At 66.0% G+C, this 19,776-nt stretch carries 19 protein-coding genes and 1 pseudogene; 17 read left to right on the top strand and 3 right to left on the bottom strand.

Annotation, left to right across the window (positions count from 1 at the left end; translation table 11 throughout):
- The first annotated feature begins 33 nt into the window (after nt 1–33).
- From FCN77_RS15015 to nusB, 5 genes are all read left to right on the top strand, one after another.
- Nucleotides 34–573: a shikimate kinase gene (locus tag FCN77_RS15015; protein WP_137324786.1), complete on the top strand. Its 540-nt coding sequence runs from the start codon at nt 34–36 to the stop codon at nt 571–573.
- Nucleotides 570–1,661: a 3-dehydroquinate synthase gene (aroB, locus tag FCN77_RS15010; RefSeq protein ID WP_137322911.1), complete on the top strand. Its 1,092-nt coding sequence runs from the start codon at nt 570–572 to the stop codon at nt 1,659–1,661. Before FCN77_RS15015 ends, aroB begins: the two co-directional genes overlap by 4 nt.
- An 11-nt stretch (nt 1,662–1,672) precedes the next feature.
- The gene (locus FCN77_RS15005) at nt 1,673–2,191 is read left to right on the top strand and encodes a tetratricopeptide repeat protein (protein WP_137324785.1); all 519 of its coding nucleotides are present in this window, start codon (nt 1,673–1,675) and stop codon (nt 2,189–2,191) included.
- Nucleotides 2,192–2,334: 143 nt separating this feature from the next.
- Nucleotides 2,335–2,898, top strand: a complete 564-nt coding sequence (efp, locus tag FCN77_RS15000) for an elongation factor P (protein WP_137322910.1) — start codon at nt 2,335–2,337, stop codon at nt 2,896–2,898.
- A complete protein-coding gene (nusB, locus tag FCN77_RS14995; protein ID WP_137322909.1) occupies nt 2,898–3,308 on the top strand; it encodes a transcription antitermination factor NusB in 411 nt (136 codons plus the stop codon). The genes efp and nusB overlap by 1 nt, the downstream gene beginning before the upstream one ends.
- A gap of 124 nt (nt 3,309–3,432) precedes the next feature.
- Here the strand turns inward: nusB and FCN77_RS14990 are convergent, their stop codons facing one another.
- Genes FCN77_RS14990 through FCN77_RS14980 form a run of 3 tightly spaced genes read right to left on the bottom strand, consistent with a single transcriptional unit; the run spans nt 3,433 to nt 6,451 of the window.
- Entirely contained in the window at nt 3,433–4,689 is a 1,257-nt protein-coding gene (locus tag FCN77_RS14990) for a PrsW family intramembrane metalloprotease (protein ID WP_137322908.1), read from the bottom strand.
- A gap of 20 nt (nt 4,690–4,709) precedes the next feature.
- A complete protein-coding gene (locus FCN77_RS26000) occupies nt 4,710–6,062 on the bottom strand; it encodes a PKD domain-containing protein (RefSeq protein ID WP_175417272.1) in 1,353 nt (450 codons plus the stop codon).
- Nucleotides 6,023–6,451, bottom strand: a complete 429-nt coding sequence (locus tag FCN77_RS14980; protein WP_137322907.1) for a hypothetical protein — start codon at nt 6,449–6,451, stop codon at nt 6,023–6,025. The genes FCN77_RS26000 and FCN77_RS14980 overlap by 40 nt, the downstream gene beginning before the upstream one ends.
- Nucleotides 6,452–6,853: 402 nt before the next feature.
- Between FCN77_RS14980 and pyrR the strand changes: the two genes are divergently transcribed.
- The 12 genes and pseudogenes from pyrR (at nt 6,854) to metK (ending at nt 19,755) form a co-directional block, all read left to right on the top strand.
- Nucleotides 6,854–7,438, top strand: coding sequence for a bifunctional pyr operon transcriptional regulator/uracil phosphoribosyltransferase PyrR (gene pyrR / locus FCN77_RS14975; RefSeq protein ID WP_028269121.1), 585 nt, complete (start codon nt 6,854–6,856; stop codon nt 7,436–7,438).
- Nucleotides 7,435–8,463: an aspartate carbamoyltransferase catalytic subunit gene (locus FCN77_RS14970; RefSeq protein WP_137322906.1), complete on the top strand. Its 1,029-nt coding sequence runs from the start codon at nt 7,435–7,437 to the stop codon at nt 8,461–8,463. Before pyrR ends, FCN77_RS14970 begins: the two co-directional genes overlap by 4 nt.
- Nucleotides 8,464–8,521: 58 nt before the next feature.
- Nucleotides 8,522–9,844 carry a dihydroorotase gene (locus tag FCN77_RS14965; protein ID WP_254679027.1) on the top strand — a complete coding sequence of 441 codons (1,323 nt, stop codon included), beginning with the start codon at nt 8,522–8,524 and terminating at the stop codon, nt 9,842–9,844.
- On the top strand, nt 9,844–10,365 hold the full coding sequence (locus FCN77_RS14960) for a hypothetical protein (RefSeq protein WP_137322904.1): 522 nt from the start codon (nt 9,844–9,846) through the stop codon (nt 10,363–10,365). Before FCN77_RS14965 ends, FCN77_RS14960 begins: the two co-directional genes overlap by 1 nt.
- Nucleotides 10,346–11,641 carry a glutamine-hydrolyzing carbamoyl-phosphate synthase small subunit gene (gene carA, locus FCN77_RS14955; RefSeq protein WP_137322903.1) on the top strand — a complete coding sequence of 432 codons (1,296 nt, stop codon included), beginning with the start codon at nt 10,346–10,348 and terminating at the stop codon, nt 11,639–11,641. Before FCN77_RS14960 ends, carA begins: the two co-directional genes overlap by 20 nt.
- Nucleotides 11,641–14,969: pseudogene (carB, locus tag FCN77_RS14950) on the top strand (carbamoyl-phosphate synthase large subunit). The gene carA and the pseudogene carB overlap by 1 nt, the downstream one beginning before the upstream one ends.
- Nucleotides 14,962–15,834 (top strand): orotidine-5'-phosphate decarboxylase, encoded by an 873-nt coding sequence (gene pyrF, locus FCN77_RS14945; protein ID WP_137322902.1) that lies wholly within the window; start codon nt 14,962–14,964, stop codon nt 15,832–15,834. The pseudogene carB and the gene pyrF overlap by 8 nt, the downstream one beginning before the upstream one ends.
- 112 nt (nt 15,835–15,946) lie before the next feature.
- Nucleotides 15,947–16,297, top strand: coding sequence for an integration host factor, actinobacterial type (gene mihF, locus FCN77_RS14940; RefSeq protein ID WP_175417441.1), 351 nt, complete (start codon nt 15,947–15,949; stop codon nt 16,295–16,297).
- Entirely contained in the window at nt 16,294–16,866 is a 573-nt protein-coding gene (gene gmk / locus FCN77_RS14935; protein ID WP_137322901.1) for a guanylate kinase, read from the top strand. Before mihF ends, gmk begins: the two co-directional genes overlap by 4 nt.
- 39 nt (nt 16,867–16,905) lie before the next feature.
- Nucleotides 16,906–17,166 carry a DNA-directed RNA polymerase subunit omega gene (gene rpoZ, locus FCN77_RS14930; protein WP_011692102.1) on the top strand — a complete coding sequence of 87 codons (261 nt, stop codon included), beginning with the start codon at nt 16,906–16,908 and terminating at the stop codon, nt 17,164–17,166.
- Between the two features lie 38 nt (nt 17,167–17,204).
- Entirely contained in the window at nt 17,205–18,440 is a 1,236-nt protein-coding gene (gene coaBC, locus FCN77_RS14925) for a bifunctional phosphopantothenoylcysteine decarboxylase/phosphopantothenate--cysteine ligase CoaBC (RefSeq protein WP_137322900.1), read from the top strand.
- A 79-nt stretch (nt 18,441–18,519) separates the two neighbouring features.
- Nucleotides 18,520–19,755, top strand: a complete 1,236-nt coding sequence (gene metK / locus FCN77_RS14920; protein WP_137322899.1) for a methionine adenosyltransferase — start codon at nt 18,520–18,522, stop codon at nt 19,753–19,755.
- Nucleotides 19,756–19,776: the final 21 nt, after the last annotated feature.

Here is a 19,776-nt window from a genome sequence, read left to right as displayed (position 1 = left end):
ACGCCCTTGCGGCCCATTGCGCTCATCGGACCCATGGCTGTGGGCAAATCGGCGATAGGTTACCAGCTCGCGCAGCAGCTGGGCGCCGCGTTCGTCGATACCGACGTCGTGATTGTGGAAAACCACGGCACCATCGCCGACATCTTTGCCGCCCGCGGCGAGAGCGCGTTTCGGGAGATTGAGGCCCGGACCGTGGCCCGGGTGATCGAAGAGGCCCAGCACGCCACCACGGTCATTTCCCTGGGCGGCGGTGCTGTCCTGGACTCCGGCACCCAGCAGCTGTTGGGACGCTGCACCGTGGTCTACCTGGAGTGCGACGCAGAGACTGTGTCCGAACGCATCGCCAGAAATTCGGGGCGCCCGCTCCTGGCTGGCGACGCCATGGCCCGCTGGCGGGCACTGTTTGCAACCCGGCAGCCGGTCTATGAACGGCTCGCCGACCTCGTTTTCGATGTGCGCAACGGAACCGTCACGGACCTCGGGCATCGGCTGGAAGATGCGCTGCGTGAATACGCGGCGGTACACACCCTAGCGGCGGAGCCAGTGGCCGCAACAAAGGAAGTTGAAAAGTGAGTAGCGAATCAACCGTCATCAAGGTCACCGGCAAGTCGCCCGCGGACAATTACGACGTCGTTGTGGGCCGCGGCCTGCTGGAACGCCTTCCTGCGCTGCTGGGGGAGCGCGTCAAGCGCGTCCTGGTGATCCACCCCCGGGCCCTGCGGCTCACCGGTGACACCGTCCGCGACGAGTTGGCTTCGGCCGGATTCACCGCCCTGACTGCTGAAATCCCGGACGCCGAAGAAGGCAAGCACATCCAGGTGGCCGCGTTTTGCTGGCAGGTCCTGGGACAGAACGACTTCACGCGGTCCGACGCCGTGGTGGCCGTCGGCGGCGGCGCCGTCACCGACCTCGCCGGCTTCGTTGCCGCCACGTGGCTCCGCGGCGTCAAGGTCATCCACATGCCCACGAGCCTGCTCGGCATGGTGGACGCCTCCGTGGGCGGCAAAACCGGCATCAACACCGCTGAAGGCAAGAACCTGGTGGGTGCCTTCCACCCGCCGGCCGCCGTCCTGGCGGACCTGGATACGCTCAGCACCCTCCCCAGAAACGAACTGATCTCCGGAATGGCCGAGGTGATCAAGTGCGGGTTCATTGCCGATCCCGCCATCCTCGACCTCGTGGAAAAGGATCCCGCCGCCGTCACCGACCCGCAGTCCGCGGCCCTGCGCGAGCTGATTGAACGTGCCATCGCGGTCAAGGCCGAGGTGGTGTCCGAGGACCTCAAGGAAACCGGCCGGCGCGAGATCCTCAACTACGGGCACACGCTGGGCCACGCTATCGAGCTCGTGGAACGCTACTCCTGGCGGCACGGCGCCGCCGTGTCGGTGGGGATGATGTTCGCGGCCGAACTGGCCCGCAGCGTAGGGCGTCTCAGCGATGCCGACGCGGACCGCCACCGCAGCATCCTGGAAACCCTTGGACTGCCGGTCACGTACCGGAAGGACCGCTGGCAGGGCCTTCTGGACGGTATGCGCCGGGACAAGAAGTCCCGCGGGGACCTGCTCCGTTTTGTGGTCCTCGACGGCGTGGCCCGTCCGGGAATCCTGGACGTCCCGGACACTTCGCTGCTGTTCGCGGCCTACCAGGAGATCGCCTCTTGATAAGCGAAATCATGAGGGATGCCATGGGCGGCACGAGCGAGTGGCCGGACGCGGGTTTCCCGGGCATCAAGATCAACCCCGACACCCTGATGCCGGGGATCGTGAACGAGGAAGCGTGCAGCACCGCGCTCCAGTCGTCGACCGATCCTGCTGACCGCATCATGGTCCTCCTGGTGGAAGGCCACGCGGCAGATGCTGCGGAGCTGCTCGCCGAGGCACGCTACAACGACCCCGAATCCTTCCGGCTGCGTGCCTTCGAAGCCGAGGTCCTGCGCGTTGCCAAGCGCTTTGACCGGGCGGTGGACCTCTTCCGCCAACTCCTGGGCGAAGTCCAGGGAACCGAGCTGGAGGCGCTGGCGCACCAGCACCTGGGCCGGGCCTACTATGCCAGTGGAAACACTTCGGCGGCCGTCGAGGAGTTTGCCAAAGCCCTGGACCTGCGCGTGGCAGGGGCTGCCGATGCCGCTCTGATCTATTCCTCCACTGTCGCCCTGCAGCGGGCGCGGAACGTCCTGGAAATGGCGTCCTAGGGGCCGTCGCGGCAGCCTGCCGGCATTACCGGTAGAATGGATCTTGGATTTTTGACAAATACTCGCTGGCGGCCTTTGGGCGTGCCCGCCTGACATAACCGGCTGGCAGCTAGAAGCAGTCAGATAGAAACCAGAGGATATCAGTGGCAACCACAAACGACATCAAGAACGGAACCGTGCTGAAGCTTGAGGGCCAGCTCTGGAACATCATCGAGTTCCAGCACGTCAAGCCGGGGAAGGGCGGCGCCTTCGTCCGCACCAAGATGCGCAACGTCATGTCCGGCAAGGTAGTCGACAAGACCTTCAACGCCGGCCTCAAGATCGAGACCGCCACGGTTGACCGCCGCGACTACCAGTACCTGTACCAGGACGGTGCGGACTACGTGTTCATGGACACCCAGGACTACGACCAGATCACCGTCTCCGGCGCCACCGTTGGCGACGCCACCAACTTCATGCTGGAAAACCAGCAGGTCAACATTGCCATCCACGAAGGCACCCCGCTGTACATCGAACTGCCGCCGAGCGTCGTGCTGGAAATCACCTACACCGAGCCGGGCCTGCAGGGCGACCGCTCCTCGGCAGGCACCAAGCCTGCAACGCTTGAAACCGGCTACGAGATCCAGGTGCCGCTGTTTGTCGAGAACAACACCAAGGTCAAGGTCGACACCCGTGACGGCAGCTACCTCGGCCGGGTCAACGACTAGTGAGCGCCCGCGGTAAGGCCCGTAACCGGGCCCTGGATGTTCTCTTCGAGGCGGAGCAACGCTCCCTCTCGGCCTTTGATGTGCTGCGGTCCCGTCGTGAAAAAACCGACCAGATCGTCAATCCCTACACGCTCGAGATCGTCGAAGGCGTGGTGTCCCACCAGGCCGCCATCGACGAATTCCTGGAAACCTATTCGCAGGGCTGGACGCTCGAACGCATGCCTTCGGTGGACCGCACCATCCTGCGCATCGGCACCTGGGAGCTGCTCTACAACGATGACGTCCCCGACGGCGTGGCAGTAAGCGAGGCCGTCGCCCTGGCCAAGACGCTGTCCACGGACGAGTCGCCGTCGTTCATCAACGGCCTGCTGGGCCGGCTCCAGCAGCTCAAGCCCTCGCTGCTGGCTTAGCCGCAGCCGGTGTAAATCACGGAAAGGGCCGGTGCCCGCCTCGCGGCGGGCACCGGCCCTTTGGTGCTTTAAAGCGCCAGCGCAGTGAAAAAGCGCCAAAGCAGTGACGACGCCGGCGGCCGGCTTAGCGCAGGACCGCATCCCGCCGGGCCACGATTTCCGCCAGCTGGCGGTGTTCGTCCAGCTGGTGGGCAGGGACGTCGCGGCCGCTCAGGATCCGTTGCCGGATGAAGGCGAGTTCTGTGGCCGCACTCAGGAACGACTTCATTTGCGGACCCCGGCCAAACTGCCTTGCCCAGCGGACGGCCGCACGGCGGCCGCTGACGGTCGCCAGCATCTTCACTTCAGGCGGCGTGAACCAGCCCGCTGCGGCATACTCCTTCAGCCGTTGCCGGGTCAGCCGGTTTTCTGCGACGCGCAGCAGCACAATGGCGACGACCGCGAGCACGAAGATGGGGAGCTGGACCAGGATGTACTGCACCAGGAAGTCCTGGCCCATGCTGTTCCACATGCTGTGCAGGAACATCGCCGGAACAAGGCCCACGAAGAATGCCGCCACGGACATTCCGGTGTGCCAGCGTCGGGCTGCAAACCCTAGGATGAGCCCCGTGGTCCCGGTGAAGATGGCGTGGGCGAACGGGGACATGACGCCCCTCAGGAAGAACACCACCGCCAGGTCGGCGCCCGGTGTGCCGGACTCGGCGATGGCCCGCCCGAAGTACAGGATGTTCTCCGTGAAGGCGAAGCCGCCGGCAATGGTGAAGGCGAACACCACACCGTCCACGGGGCCGTCGAAGTGCTTCCGGGCCAGCACCAGGAGCAGCAGCAGGCCAAGGGACTTGGCGAATTCCTCCACCACGGGCGCCTGGACGGTGACGGCGAACGTCCGGTAGTCCATGCCCACCGGAGGCGCTGCGGCCAGCGCAAAGAACGGCTGGAGGATCAGCGTGACCGAAATGGAGACGACGGCGCCCCACAGGAAGGCAAACAGCAGCAGGCGTTTGGGCTCGGGCTCCCAGCGGTCGATGACATAGACAGCCAGGAGCACGGCGCCCAGCGGCACAAGCGACGCGATGAAACCGACGACGAACCCGGTGACTCCCGTGTTGCCCACAAGGTAGGGGAGCACCAGGAAGAGGCCGGCGAACGCCAGAAAAACGCCACCGACCAGCAGCCCGATTACGCCGCCAGCGGTGCGGCCGCCCGCCGCACCTGGGGGAATCACGGTGTTGACGGCGGGTGCCTCGTTGGCCGGTGCTGCCAGGTAATGACCCGGCCGGACCTGGCCCATCCAGGTGGGATTGGTCTGCTGGGGCAGAAGGGGCCGCTGGCCGTTGCCGCCTGGGGGACCGTGCTGCGGCCATGGCGCGTTCGATGTCATGTGACCGAGCCTATGTCCCTTTAGCCGTTGATGACGCTCACGTCGTCAAGGTACATCCAGGTGTTGTCGGCGGGAACCGCACCGTCGAGGTGCACATTGAACCACAGCGTGGCGGTCTGGCCTCTGAAGGCTGAAAGGTCGGCTGTGATGCGGGTCCAGGTTCCCGAATTGCTGTTCAGCTTGAATAGCGACGTGAGCGTGCTGCCGGTGGAGCTGCGCACCTGCCCCTCCATCCAATCCCACTTGCAGTTCTTCCTATTCTTGGCGCCGCATATGGCGTCCGTCGTATGCGGCTGGTACCAGAACGACAGCGTGGACGTGCCGGTGGGAGGCACGGTTATGGACTGGGACAGCGTGCTGTCGCCCAACGGCTCGCTGCCGCTGGTGACACCAAGAAGCGCGGAGCCTGTGCCGCTGTGTGCCGTGCCCGCGGGTTTCGGCGGGGATATTCCGGCTGCCATCCACGATGCCAGACCTGATTCGAAGCCTCCGTTCAGGACAACGGACTGCGGCGCAGTCGGCGTCACCGGGCCGGCGGGCGCAGACGGCGCCGAGGTTCCGACGGCGTTGGTGGCTGAGACTGTGAAAGTGTACGGGGTGCCGTTCACCAGTCCCGTGACGGTGGTGCGCGTCGCTGGCGGGTTGCCGGTAACCTGCACAGGCGTCTGCGCCGTTGACCCCGCGTAGGGCGTGACTGTGTAGGAAGTAATGACCGACCCCCCGTTATCAGGGGCCGACCAGCTCACCGTGGCCGAGGCGTCTCCGGCCACGGCAGTCACCCCGGTCGGGGCCGCGGGCACCGTGGCGGCCGGGGCAGTGACCGTTACCGGGTTTGTGGCGGAACCGGTTGCGCCGAGGTTATCGGTCACGGTCAGCTTCACCTGGTAGGTACCGCCGGTGGAATAGGTGTGTGAGGGTTTCAAACCGGTGCCTGCGGCGGACCCGTCGCCGAAGTCCCAGCTGTACGAGGCGATTGAGCCGTCCGGATCCGCGGAGCCTGAGCCGTCGAAGGACGCCGTTAAGCCTGCAGCCGACGATGTGAAGGCGGCTGAGGGGGCGTGGTTCGCCGGGGGCTGCGCGGCAAGGAAGGTGGCGTCGAAGGAGTTCAGGTCCACCACGATGCCGTTCAGGGTCTGATTGAATTTCTGCTGGACACCAATGCGCATGTTTGCGGACGTGTTCCATCCTCCGTAAGGAACGGGCGTGGGCATGAGGTAGTCAGCCGTCCACGTCGAGTAATTAAGGGATCCTGCATTTGTGTCCCACAGCGGGACGTCTGCAAAGGCCGTGCTGTTGTTCATGATCTGGGGCCACATCCCCGAACCGCTGTAGATCACCGGCCTGACGCCCATGCTCTTGACGCCGTCCACCATAGCCCTCGTGACCGGGACGCCTCCGGTCTCGACGTCCAGCGCGAAAAACTGGAGTTGGTTCTGGAACGGCCCGGCCGCGAGATGCCGCCCTGCCAACAGCGAGGGTCACGGGTGTAGACGGCGATCATGAGCCCCGCGTTGAGTGCCATCTTGAGTTGGGTCTGTGTCCGGTACCAGGGATCGCAGGTGCCCCATGCGGTGGAATGCATGATGTAGAGGCGGAACCCGGCGTTGTAGGCCTGGACAAACCAGGCCGGGTCGGTGATGGTGTTGGCGGTATCGAGGACTTTCACGGAAGGGTTCGGCGCCGAGTACGCGGCGGGAGCGGCAACAATGCCGGCAACGGCCAAAAAAGCCGCCAAAATGGCAGCAAGGATTTTCCTACTCATAATTTGGACTCCCCAATGAGCTGATGCGCTGATGAACGGTTTGCGGGTCTTTCCGGGCGCGGTCAACCCGGCGCCCCTACCCGTCACTAGTAGCGTCCTTGCCGCATGCCTTTCTGTGCCGACGGATAGTTCGGCGAGCATACAGGCGCGAATTATGGGGTCGCCCGAGTGTCGGCCACCCGAATGCACGGCTCACCACACCCCACGGGATGTTGTGAACACTCGGAGTTCCGCAGACGTTTGGGTATTGCGGGCAGGCCTCACTCTCCTGCGGGTGTGATGTTAAACGCCTGCGCGGCGACAGGCTGGCGGCCGGCCCGGGAGGGGCCGTGTGGTAATTTTGAAGAGCAAATGTTCCTTTTTTAATTCCGTCCCGTGAGGCGGGGAAAGGGGAGACGAGCGTTGACTTCAGTCACAGAAGCACCGGTTCCGGCCAGGGTTGTGCTCAACTCTGCGGACATTGACCGTGCTCTCACTCGTATCGCCCATGAGATCCTCGAGGCCAACAAGGGTTCCCAGGATCTGGTGCTGCTGGGCATTCCGCGCCGCGGCTACCCGCTGGCCGTTCGCCTGGCAAAGAAAATCGCCGCCGCCGATCCCACTGTTGACGCCGCCGCCATCGTAGGCCAGCTGGACGTCACCATGTTCCGGGACGATCTGTCCCACCAGCCCACGCGGCCCCCGTATCCCACCCAACTGCCGCGCACCGGCATCGACAACAAGGTGGTGGTCCTGATCGACGACGTCCTCTATTCCGGTCGGACCATCCGCGCAGCCCTCGATGCCATCGTGGACCTTGGCCGTCCGCGCATCGTCCGGCTCGCAGTCATGATCGACCGCGGACACCGCGAGCTTCCCATCCGCGCCGACCACGTCGGCAAGAACCTCCCCACCTCCTCGTCCGAGAAGGTCCGGGTCCGGCTCGAAGAAACCGACTCCGTTGACGGCACTCCGGTTAACGAAGTGGTCATCGAGGCTGGCGCATGAAGCACCTGCTCTCCACCGAGGACCTCAGCCTGGGCAACGCCATCCGCATCCTCGACACCGCCGAGGAAATGGCTGCGGTGGGGGACCGCGAAGTCAAGAAGCTGCCCGCCCTTCGCGGCCGCACCGTGGTGAACCTGTTCTTCGAGGACTCCACCCGCACGCGCATTTCCTTCGAGGCCGCGGCGAAGCGGCTCTCGGCGGACGTCATCAACTTCGCAGCCAAGGGGTCTTCCGTGTCCAAGGGCGAGTCCCTGAAGGACACGGCCCAAACGCTGGCCGCCATGGGGGCGGACGCCGTCGTCATCCGCCACTGGGCCTCCGGGGCGCCGCACCGGCTGGCCGCCACGGACTGGATCGACGCCGCCGTCATCAACGCCGGCGACGGCACGCATGAACACCCCACCCAGGCCCTGCTGGATGCTTTCACCATGCGCCGGCACTGGAGCCGGCTCAAGGGGATACCGTCCGCCGGGGCGGACCTCAAGGGCATGCGCGTCGCCATCGCCGGCGACGTGCTGCACTCCCGTGTGGCCCGTTCGAACGTCTGGCTGCTGCGCACGCTCGGGGCGGAGGTCACCCTGGTGGCGCCGCCCACCCTGCTGCCCATCGGCGTCGGACAGTGGCCCTGCAGCGTCAGCTACAACATGGACGAGACCCTGGCGAAGGGCGTGGACGCCGTGATGATGCTTCGCGTCCAGGGCGAACGGATGAATGCTTCCTTCTTCCCCACGACGCGGGAATACTCCCGCCGCTGGGGCTTCGACGACAACCGCCTCCGCGCCCTGGACACGCTGGGCCTGAAGGACACCATCATCATGCACCCCGGGCCCATGAACCGGGGCCTGGAAATTTCCTCCGCAGCCGCGGATTCACCCCGTTCCACCGTGCTGGCGCAGGTGCGCAACGGCGTGTCCATCCGCATGGCCGCCCTGTACCTGCTGCTCTCCGGGGCCACCCGCGAACCAGCAGCCACCCCCAGCGCCGCCTATTCCACGGCCGACTATTCCACCAAGGAGAGCCACTGATGGCACACGATCAACAGGATGCAGCCAACAGCGGGCCTACCTCGTCCGGGGCGCAGCCATTCTCGGCGGCGCAGCTGAAGACCTCCTGATCCGCGACGGCATCATCGCCGCACGGGGCTCGGACCTTTCAGCCGACGGCGCCACCGTCATCGAGGCAGCCGGCCTCGTAGCCCTGCCGGGCATGGTGGACATCCACACGCATCTGCGCGAACCCGGCCGCGAAGACGCCGAAACCGTGGAAACCGGCACCCGCGCCGCCGCTCTGGGCGGCTACACGGCAGTGCACGCCATGGCCAACAGCAATCCCGTCGCGGACACCGCCGGCGTCGTGGAGCAGGTGCACACCCTGGGCCGCTCCGCCGGCTGGGTGGACGTCCGCCCCGTCGGTGCGGTGACGGTGGGCCTTGCGGGGGAGCAGCTGGCCGAACTCGGCGCGATGGCCGACTCCCGCGCCAAAGTCCGGGTCTTTTCCGACGACGGCATCTGCGTGCACGACCCCGTGATCATGCGCCGGGCCCTCGAATACGTCAAGGCGTTCGACGGCGTGGTGGCCCAGCACGCGCAGGAACCCCGGCTGACCGCCGGCGCCCAGATGAACGAAGGCGACGTCTCGGCCGTGCTCGGCCTGACGGGCTGGCCCGCCGTGGCCGAGGAAAGCATCATCGCCCGGGACGTCCTGCTGGCCCAGCACGTCGGTTCCAGGCTGCACGTGTGCCACGTTTCCACGGCAGGCTCGGTGGAGATCATCCGCTGGGCCAAGGCGCGTGGAATCAACGTCACCGCCGAAGTGACCCCCCACCACCTGCTGCTCACCGACGAGCTGGTCCGCAGCTACGACCCCGTCTACAAGGTCAACCCGCCGCTGCGCACGGACTCCGATGTCCAGGCCCTGCGCGCCGCCCTGGCCGACGGCACCATCGACGTCGTCGGCACGGACCACGCCCCGCACCCCAGCGAACACAAGGAATGCGAATGGGCTCAAGCGGCCATGGGCATGACCGGGCTGGAAACGGCCCTGTCCGTGGTGCAGGAGACCATGATCGAAACCGGCCTGATGGGCTGGGCGGACTTCGCCCGGGTGACGTCCGCCGCTCCCGCCGTGATCGGCCGGGTCGCGGACCAGGGACGTCCGCTGGAAGTGGGCGAACCCGCCAACGTCACACTGGTGGACCCGGCTGCACGCTGGACCGTGGACCCTTCTAAGATGGCAACCATGGGCCGTAACTCTCCGTTCGCCGGCAGGGAACTCCCGGGCAAGGTTGTGGCGACGTTCTTCAGGGGCCATCCCACCGTCCTGAACGGCGAGCTCAACACTCCGTACCGCCACGGCCCCGACCAGGAAAAAACAGCGCCTGCTTCCGCCCCCGCCGGCGGGTACTGATGGACACTAAGATCGTGACGCTGCTTATCACGCTGCCGCTCATCGCCCTTGTGCTGGTCCTGATTGGCATCGGGTGGCGTAACCGGCTGCGGCGACAGTCCGACGTCGAACAACTGCCCCCGGTTCCGGCGGAACTGAGCCTGCCGCTGGCGGCCGCCGACGGACAGTACGTTGCCACCACAACGGCCGGCGACTGGCTGGACCGCATCGCCGTCCAGGGCCTGGGCATCCGTACGAACGCGGAACTCACCGTCCACCCGGAAGGCGTGCTGTTCGAGCGTTCCGGAGCCGGACCGCTGTTCATTCCGGCGGATAAGCTCACCGGAGTCCGGCAGGATAGCGGCATGGCCGGGAAGTTCGTCGAAAAGGATGGACTCCTGGTGGTCAGCTGGACGCTGGGCAGCCATGAACTGGATACCGGATTCCGGACCCGCCGCGCCGACGACAAGCCGGCCATCCTCGAAGCCTTTCAAGAATTGATCTCCGCAGCCCCTCAGGCAGATGCCGATAGTGGAAAGTAACAACGTGACAGAAACCGAAGTAACAGCAAACGCAGATACTGCACCTGACAAAGGAACTGCCGCGCCCGCGGTGCTGGTGCTCGAGGACGGCCGCATCTTCCGCGGCAGCAGCTACGGCGCCACCGGCACGGCCCTGGGCGAGGCGGTTTTCGCCACCGGCATGACCGGCTACCAGGAAACCATCACCGACCCCTCGTACGCCCGCCAGCTGGTGGTGCAGACGGCGCCGCACATCGGCAACACCGGGGTCAACGGCGACGACGCCGAATCCCGCCGCATCTGGGTGGCCGGCTACATCGTCCGCGACGCGGCGCGCCGCCCCTCCAACTGGCGGGCCGAGCGTTCCCTGGACGACGAACTGGTCGAGCATGGCATCGTCGGCATCCAGGGGGTTGACACCCGTGCGATCACCCGCCACCTGCGCGAACACAAGACCATGCGCGCCGGGATCTTCTCCGGCGAGGCAGCCGGCGCCACGGACAAGGAACTGGTGGACACGGTGCTGGCCAGCGCCCCGATGGAAGGCGCCCGCCTCGCCGAGGAGGTCAGCGTTGACGAGGCCTACGTCGTGGAGCCCAAGGACTGGGGCTGGGACGGCGAACCGCGGTTCAGCATCGCCGCCATCGACCTCGGCATCAAGCGGATGACCCCCATCCGCTTCGCCGAACGCGGCGTCCGCGTGCACGTCCTGCCCGCCACGGCAACCCTGGCGGACGTCAAGGCCGTCAACCCGGACGGATTCTTCATGTCCAACGGCCCCGGCGACCCCGCCACGGCCGACAACCAGGTCAAGCTGCTCCGTTCGGTGCTGGACGAGAAGCTCCCGTACTTCGGCATCTGCTTCGGCAACCAGATCCTGGGCCGCGCCCTGGGCTTTGGCACCTACAAACTCCGCTACGGCCACCGCGGCATCAACCAGCCCGTGATGGACCGCCGCACCGGCAAGGTGGAAATCACCTCGCAGAACCACGGCTTTGCCGTGGACGCCCCGCTCGACGGCGCCACCCGGGCTCCCGAGGAGCGCTACGGGCGCGTCGAAGTCAGCCATGTCAGCCTCAACGACGACGTCGTCGAAGGGCTCTCCTGCCTGGACATCCCGGCGTTCTCGGTGCAGTACCACCCCGAAGCGGCCGCCGGCCCGCACGACGCCGCCTACCTCTTTGACCGCTTCATCGAGCTGATGGCGGACACGAAGGCAGCTGCCGCGGCTGCTGCCCCCGCGGCTGCGGCCGACGCCAAGACTTCCACCGACTCCAAGACTGAGGACAAGAAGTAATGCCCAAGAGAACTGACCTTAAGAGCGTCCTGGTCATCGGTTCCGGCCCCATCGTGATCGGCCAGGCCGCCGAGTTCGACTACTCCGGCACCCAGGCTCTCCGCGTCCTCAAGGAGGAAGGCCTGCGCGTTATCCTGGTCAACTCCAACCCGGCCACCATCATGACGGACCCCGAGTTCGCCGATGCCACCTACATCGAGCCGATCACCCCCGAGGTGGTGGAGAAGATCATCGCCAAGGAACGCCCCGACGCGATCCTGCCTACCTTGGGCGGCCAGACGGCCCTCAACACTGCCATCGCACTGGACAAGAACGGCGTGCTGGAAAAGTACAACGTGGAGCTGATCGGCGCGAACATCGCAGCGATCGAACTCGGCGAGGACCGCGAGAAGTTCAAGGGCGTCGTGGAACGCTGCGGCGCGGAGTCCGCCCGCAGCCACATTATCCACAGCATGGATGAAGCCATCAAGGCCGCCGAAGACCTGGGCTACCCCATGGTTGTCCGCCCGTCCTTCACCATGGGCGGGCTCGGCTCCGGCCTGGCCTACACGGAGGACGACCTCCGCCGCATCGTGGGCCAGGGCCTGCAGTACAGCCCCACCAGTGAGGTCCTGCTCGAAGAGAGCATCCTCGGCTGGAAGGAATACGAGCTTGAGATGATGCGGGACAAGAACGACAACGTGGTGGTTGTCTGTTCCATCGAGAACTTCGACCCCGTGGGCGTCCACACCGGCGACTCCATCACCGTGGCACCCGCCCTGACCCTGACGGACCGCGAATACCAGCGTTTGCGCGACATCTCCATTGCGGTCATCCGCGAAGTGGGCGTGGACACCGGCGGCTGCAACATCCAGTTCGCCGTCGAACCGGACACCGGCCGGGTCGTCGTAATCGAAATGAACCCCCGCGTCTCCCGGTCCTCAGCGCTGGCCTCCAAGGCCACCGGCTTCGCCATCGCAAAGATCGCCACCAAGCTGTCCCTGGGCTACACCCTGGACGAGATCCCCAACGACATCACCCAGAAGACCCCGGCGTCCTTCGAGCCGACCCTGGACTACGTCGTGGTCAAGGTTCCGCGCTTTGCCTTCGAGAAGTTCCCGGCGGCGGACCCCACCCTGACCACCACCATGAAGTCGGTGGGCGAGGCCATGGCCATTGGCCGCAACTTCACCGAGGCCCTGCAGAAGGCGCTGCGCTCCCTCGAACAGAAGGGTTCGCAGCTGGACTTCAGCCACGTTCCCGAATGGGAAGTCGCCGAGCTGATTGAAAAGTCCAAGCGGCCCACCACCGAGCGCCTGCACCAGGTGCAGCGCGCGCTGCTTGGCGGCGCCACGGTGGAGCAGCTCTTCGAGGCCACCAAGATCGACCCGTGGTACCTGGACCAGCTCCAGCTGCTGAACGAGATCTCGCAGGAGATCCGCAAGTCCACCGCCCTGACCCAGGAAATGCTGCAGCGCGCCAAGCGCCACGGCTTCTCCGACGAGCAGATCGGCGTTCTCACCAACAACCAGGAAGCCGTGGTCCGCGGTGTCCGCCAGGCCCTGGGCATCCGTCCGGTCTACAAGACCGTGGACACGTGCGCCGCGGAATTCGCCGCCTACACCCCGTACCACTACTCGTCCTACGACGAAGAGGACGAGGTGGCGCTGCACGCGAAGCCCTCCATCATCATCCTGGGCTCCGGCCCCAACCGCATCGGCCAGGGCATTGAGTTCGACTACTCCTGCGTCCACGCTTCGATGGCCCTCCGCAAGGCCGGCTACGAGACCGTGATGGTCAACTGCAACCCGGAAACCGTCTCCACCGACTACGACGTCTCCACGCGCCTGTACTTCGAGCCGCTGACCCTTGAGGACGTCCTCGAAGTCATTGCCGCGGAAGAGCGCACCGGCGGCGTCATGGGCGTGTTCGTGCAGCTCGGCGGCCAGACGCCGCTCAAGCTCGCGCAGCAGCTCGCCGATGCCGGGGTCCCGATCCTCGGCACGTCACCGGAAGCGATCGATCTCGCCGAGCACCGCGGCGCCTTCTCCCGCGTGCTGGACGAGGCCGGGCTGATCTCGCCCAAGAACGGCACGGCCGTGTCCTTCGAGGACGCGAAGAAGATTGCCGACGAAATCGGCTACCCGGTCCTGGTCCGCCCGTCCTACGTGCTGGGCGGCCGCGGCATGGAGATCGTCTACGACGAAGCCAACCTCTCCCGCTACATCGCCAACGCCACCGAAATCACCACCGAGCACCCGGTGCTGATCGACCGGTTCCTGGAGGACGCCGTCGAGATCGACGTCGACGCCCTCTACGACGGAACCGAGATGTACCTCGGCGGCATCATGGAGCACATCGAAGAAGCCGGCATCCACTCCGGCGACTCCGCCTGCGTCCTGCCTCCCATCACGCTCGGCAACAACGTGATTGAACGTGTACGGACCGCCACCCTGGCCATCGCCGAAGGCGTGGGCGTCCGCGGCCTCATCAACATCCAGTTCGCCCTGGCGTCCGACGTCCTGTACGTGCTCGAAGCCAACCCGCGTGCTTCCCGCACCGTGCCCTTCGTCTCCAAGGCCACCGGCGTCCAGATGGCCAAGGCGGCTGCCCTGATCGGCACCGGCGTCACCATCAACCAGCTCCGCAGCGCCTACAAGATGCTGCCGGAAACCGGTGACGGATCCACCCTGCCGTTCGACGCACCCGTCTCCGTCAAGGAGGCCGTGCTCCCGTTCAGCCGCTTCCGGACCCCGGAGGGCAAGGTTGTGGACTCCCTCCTCGGCCCGGAAATGCGCTCCACCGGCGAGGTCATGGGCATCGACAAGCACTTCGACACGGCCTTCGCCAAGAGCCAGGCGGCCGCCAACAACGCGCTGCCCACCGAAGGGAAGATCTTCGTCTCCGTGGCCAACAGGGACAAGCGCTCGGTGATCATGGGCGTAAAGCGCCTCTCCGACCTTGGCTTCGAGATCGTCTCCACCGGCGGCACCGCCGACGTCCTGCGCCGCAACGGCATCCAGGCCACTCCGGTCCGGAAGGTCGCCGAGGGCAGCAGCGCCGAAGGCGAAGGGACCATTGCGGACCTCATCATCGCCGGCGAGATCGATATGGTCTTCAACACGCCCTCCGGGGCGAGGCCCGCATCGACGGCTATGAACTGCGCGCCGCGGCAACGTCGATCGGCATTCCCTGCATCACCACAGTGGCCGAGTTCAACGCCGCGGTCCAGGCCATCGAAGCGCTGCGTACGTACGAATGGTCGGTGACAAGCCTGCAGGAGCACTCGGCTGCGCTGGTGGCCTCGCAGAATCGGGCCTCACAGAACGCTGCAGCGCAGAATGCCTGAGTCAGTGCCTGCATCGGCGACCACGGCCGGCCGGGAGTCCTTCGGCTCCCGGCTGGGCCGGGCCATGGCTGAACGCGGACCACTGTGCGTCGGCATCGATCCGCACCCGGCGCTGTTGAAGGCCTGGGGACTGAACGACGACGACGCCGGCCTGGAGCGCTTCTCGCTCACCGTCGTGGAGGCGGTGGGTTCGCTCGCTGCCGCCGTCAAGCCGCAGGTCGCATTGTACGAACGGCACGGATCGGCGGGAATGGCCGTGCTCGAACGGACGCTGTCAGCCGCCGCGGAAGCAGGTGTCCTGACGATCGCCGATGCCAAGCGCGGCGACATCGGTTCCACCATGGCCGCCTACGCGGATGCGTGGCTGCGGGACGGCTCTTCGCTGGCCGCGGATTCGGTGACGCTGAGCCCGTATCTTGGCTTCGAGTCGCTGCGGCCGGCCCTGGACCTGGCGGCAGAATACGGCCGCGGTGTCTTCGTGCTGGCGCTGACGTCCAATCCGGAAGGCGCCTCCGTCCAGCACGTGGGCGGCGCGGATTCCGTGGCTCGCAGGATCACCGAGGCGGCCGCCGGGGAGAACCGCCGGTACACAGGGGGACTCGGGTCAGTCGGCCTGGTAGTGGGCGCCACCGTGGGCCGTGCCTTACAGGACCTGCAACTCGACCTGGCAGCGGTGCGGGGCGTCATCCTGGCTCCCGGGCTCGGTGCCCAGGGAGCCACGGCCGCCGATCTCCGGGAAACGTTCGGCTCCGCGTACTCCCAGGTCCTCGGCACCTCCAGCAGGGACATCCTTGCAGCAGGTCCCACCGCGGACGGGCTCCGGGAGGCTGCTCGGCGCACGCTGGAACCGCTCCTGACCAGCTGATCCATGGATTTCTGCCTCCATTGATTTCTGCGCCGGGCAAAGGGTAGGTTCAGGAGGACTCCAACGGCCGTTGCCTTGGACCTGACTGACGATTCGGGGGGTGGTGACTCAAGTGAGCCTGCGGCCCTTGACGGAACAGGAACGGGCGGAAGCCCTGGCGAAGGCGGCGGCGGCACGGGCGGCCCGGGCCACAGCCAAGGATCAGCTGAAATCCGGCACCCTCTCCGTGGCGGACCTCCTCAGCTCCGGCGACGGCGATTCCGCCATCGCGCGCATGAAAGTGTCGGAGATGCTTGAGGCGCTGCCTGGAATCGGCCGCGTCCGGGCCGCCGCCATCATGGATGAGTTGGGTATCGCGCTGTCCCGTCGGCTGCGGGGCCTCGGCGTCCACCAGCGCCGGGCGCTGGTAGATTTTATGAACGAGAAACAGATCCATCCGAATACCGTCCAAAGGAATATGTGAGCAAGAAACCGGGACTGACAGTCCTCGCCGGCCCGACGGCTGTTGGTAAAGGCACCGTGTCCACCTACATCCGGGACAACTACCCCGAAGTCTGGCTTTCCGTTTCAGCCACCACCCGTCCGCCGCGGCCGGGGGAGCGGGACGGGGTTCACTACTTCTTTAAGTCTGCTGAGGAATTCGACGAGCTTGTGGCCGGCGGGGAACTGCTGGAATGGGCCGTGGTCCATGGCCGCAACCGCTATGGAACCCTCCGCAGCACCGTGGATGCGGCCATTGCTGACGGCCGCTCGGTGCTGCTGGAGATCGACCTTCAGGGTGCGCGCCAGGTCAAGCAGGCCGTTCCCGAGGCGCAGTTCGTGTTCCTCGCCCCTCCCAGCTGGGAGGAAATGGTCCGCCGCCTTGTGGGCCGCGGCACGGAAACGGCCGAGGAACAGCAGCAGAGACTGGAAACCGCTAAACTAGAACTTGCCGCTGAGCCGGAGTTCGATCACACCGTCATCAATGATGACGTTCGACGCGCAGCGGACGAGCTTGTTTCACTCATGGGGCTGACCCCGCACCCGCACTAGCCGCCGGGTCGGATCGGCCCGTTAGAATTTGGAGAATTCGTGTCCACGAACCTTGAAGGCATCATCAACCCGCCGATCGACGAGCTGCTGAAGGCAGCCGATTCCAAGTACGGCCTGGTGATCTTCGGTGCCAAGCGTGCACGTCAGATCAACGCATACTACGCCCAGCTGCACGAGGGCCTGTTCGAGTATGTCGGCCCGCTGGTCGACACCAAGCTGAACGAGAAGTCGCTGTCCATCGCCCTGCGCGAGATCAACGAAGGCAAGCTCGTTTCCACGCCGATCGAACCTGCAGAGTAATTCCCGCAGAGTACAGACTGCCTGTTGACGGAGGTCACGTGCGCATAGTCCTCGGAGTCGGGGGAGGGATTGCCGCCTACAAGGTGGCATCGCTCCTCCGGCTTTTTACTGAAGCCGGACACAACGTCACGGTCATCCCCACGGAGGCAGCCAACCGCTTCGTAGGAGTTGCAACTTGGGAAGCCCTCTCAGGCAATCCTGTCAGCAACAGCGTCTTTGACGACGTCCCGTCGGTCAACCACGTGCGCCTGGGCCACGAGGCCGAGCTCATCGTGGTGGCTCCGGCCACGGCCGACCTCCTGGCCCGTGCTGCCGGCGGCCACGCCGACGATCTGCTGACCAACACCCTGCTGATGGCCAGCGGTCCGGTGCTGATGGCACCGGCCATGCACACCGAAATGTGGCAGCACCCGGCCACCCAGGCCAATGTGGAGACGCTCCGCGGCCGCGGAGTGACCGTCCTTGAGCCCGCCAGCGGCAGGCTTACCGGATCCGATTCCGGTCCCGGACGGCTGCCCGAGCCGGAGGCCATCTTCGAAGCTGCCATGGCCCTGACCCAGGGCAGCCGACTTCCGTCGCAACTTCCGCTGGCCGGCCGCACAGTGACCATCAGTGCCGGTGGAACGCGTGAGCCCCTGGACCCCGTCCGGTTCCTTGGCAACAGGTCGTCCGGCAAGCAGGGCGTAGCCCTGGCCGTGGCCGCCCGGGACGCTGGCGCCACCGTCCGGCTGATCGCAGCGCACATGGAAGTTCCGGTGCCCGCCGGCGTCGAGGTGGTCACCGTGGAAACAGCGCTGCAGCTGCGCGAAGCCGCGCTGCGCGCCGCAGCTGATTCCGACGTCGTGATCATGGCGGCCGCTGTTGCGGACTTCAGGCCTGCCGACGTTTCAGACACCAAAATCAAGAAGCGGGACGACGCCGCCGATCCGGTGATCAGCCTGCTGCGCAACCCGGACATCCTGCAGGAACTCGTGGAGGTCCGTGCAGCGAACAGGCCCGGGCAGCTGATCGTGGGATTTGCGGCTGAAACCGGAGACGCCCATGGGGATGTGCTGGCCTACGCTGATGCCAAACTGCGGCGCAAGGGCTGCGACCTGCTGGTGGTCAACCACGTGGGCGAAGGCCTGGTGTTTGGCCAGGACCACAACTCCGTGGTCATCCTTTCCCGCTTCGGCTCCGAACCACAGGCAGCATCCGGCTCGAAGGACGATGTTGCGGCCGCCGTCATCGACCGCGTCGGCTCCGAATTGAGCCGTGTTTTCCCGCGAGCCTAACGGCCGGCGTGTGCAAGGCCTCCTTAGCAGGGGGACACACGCTGAGGCCTGACCGAACCCCAACCAGTAAGGTAGTTGAGTGACTTTACCGCTGCACATTCCCGCATCCCATGGCGCCACCCCGCCATCCCTTCGCCTGTTCACGTCGGAGTCCGTGACCGAAGGCCATCCGGACAAGATCTGCGACCAGATCAGCGATGCGATCCTGGATGCCCTGCTGGCGAAGGACCCCGAGTCGCGGGTGGCCGTCGAGACGCTGGCCACCACCGGCTTGGTGCACGTTGCGGGCGAAGTCACCACTGACGCCTACGTGGAAATTCCGCAGATCGTGCGTGAGACCATCCTCGGAATCGGCTACGACTCCTCAGCCAACGGCTTCGACGGCGCCCGCTGTGGCGTGTCGGTGTCCATCGGCCAGCAGTCCAACGACATCGCCGGCGGCGTGTTCAACTCGCTGGAGGCCCGCGAAGGGCGCCAGGAAGACGACTACGACCTCCAGGGCGCGGGCGACCAGGGCCTCATGTTTGGCTACGCCAGCGACGAGACGCCGTCGTACATGCCGGTGCCCATCTGGATCGCGCACCGCCTCTCGGAGCGGCTCACCGAAGTGCGCAAGAACGGCGAACTTTCCTACCTCCGCCCGGACGGCAAGACCCAGGCCACGATCGGCTACGACGGCGACCGCCCCGTATCCGTCGAAACCATCGTGATCTCCAGCCAGCACGCGGAAGGCGCCAGCCTCGAGCAGCTGCGCGCCGACCTCGCCACCCACGTGATCGATCCGGTGCTGGCGGCCGCCAACCTGGATATTTCCCGCACTCACAACATCCTCAACCCGGCTGGCGCCTTCGTGATCGGCGGTCCGGTGGGCGACGCCGGCCTGACCGGACGCAAGATCATCGTTGACACCTACGGCGGCATGGCGCGCCACGGCGGCGGAGCGTTCTCCGGCAAGGACCCGTCGAAGGTGGACCGTTCCGCGGCGTACGCCATGCGGTGGGTGGCCAAGAATGTCGTGGCCGCCGGCCTCGCCAAGCGGGCCGAGATCCAGATCGCCTACGCCATCGGCCAGGCCAGGCCGGTCGGCACCTACGTGGAGACGTTCGGCACGGAAACCGTGGATCCGGCGCGGATCAGCGAGGCGATTGCGGAAATCTTCGATCTGCGGCCCCGTGCGATCATCGACGCGCTGGACCTCAAGCGTCCCATCTACGCCAAGACAGCCGCGCACGGACACTTTGGCCGTGACGATCCCGACTTCACCTGGGAACGGCTGGACCGCGTGGACGACCTTAAGGCCTTCTTCAACGCCTGAGGCAACGGCGGACGCACAGTC

The sequence above is a fragment of the Arthrobacter sp. 24S4-2 genome (assembly GCF_005280255.1).
GTDB lineage: Bacteria > Actinomycetota > Actinomycetes > Actinomycetales > Micrococcaceae > Arthrobacter.
The sequence above is the reverse complement of the archived record's forward strand: the minus strand, read 5'-3'. Positions and strand labels throughout refer to the sequence as shown.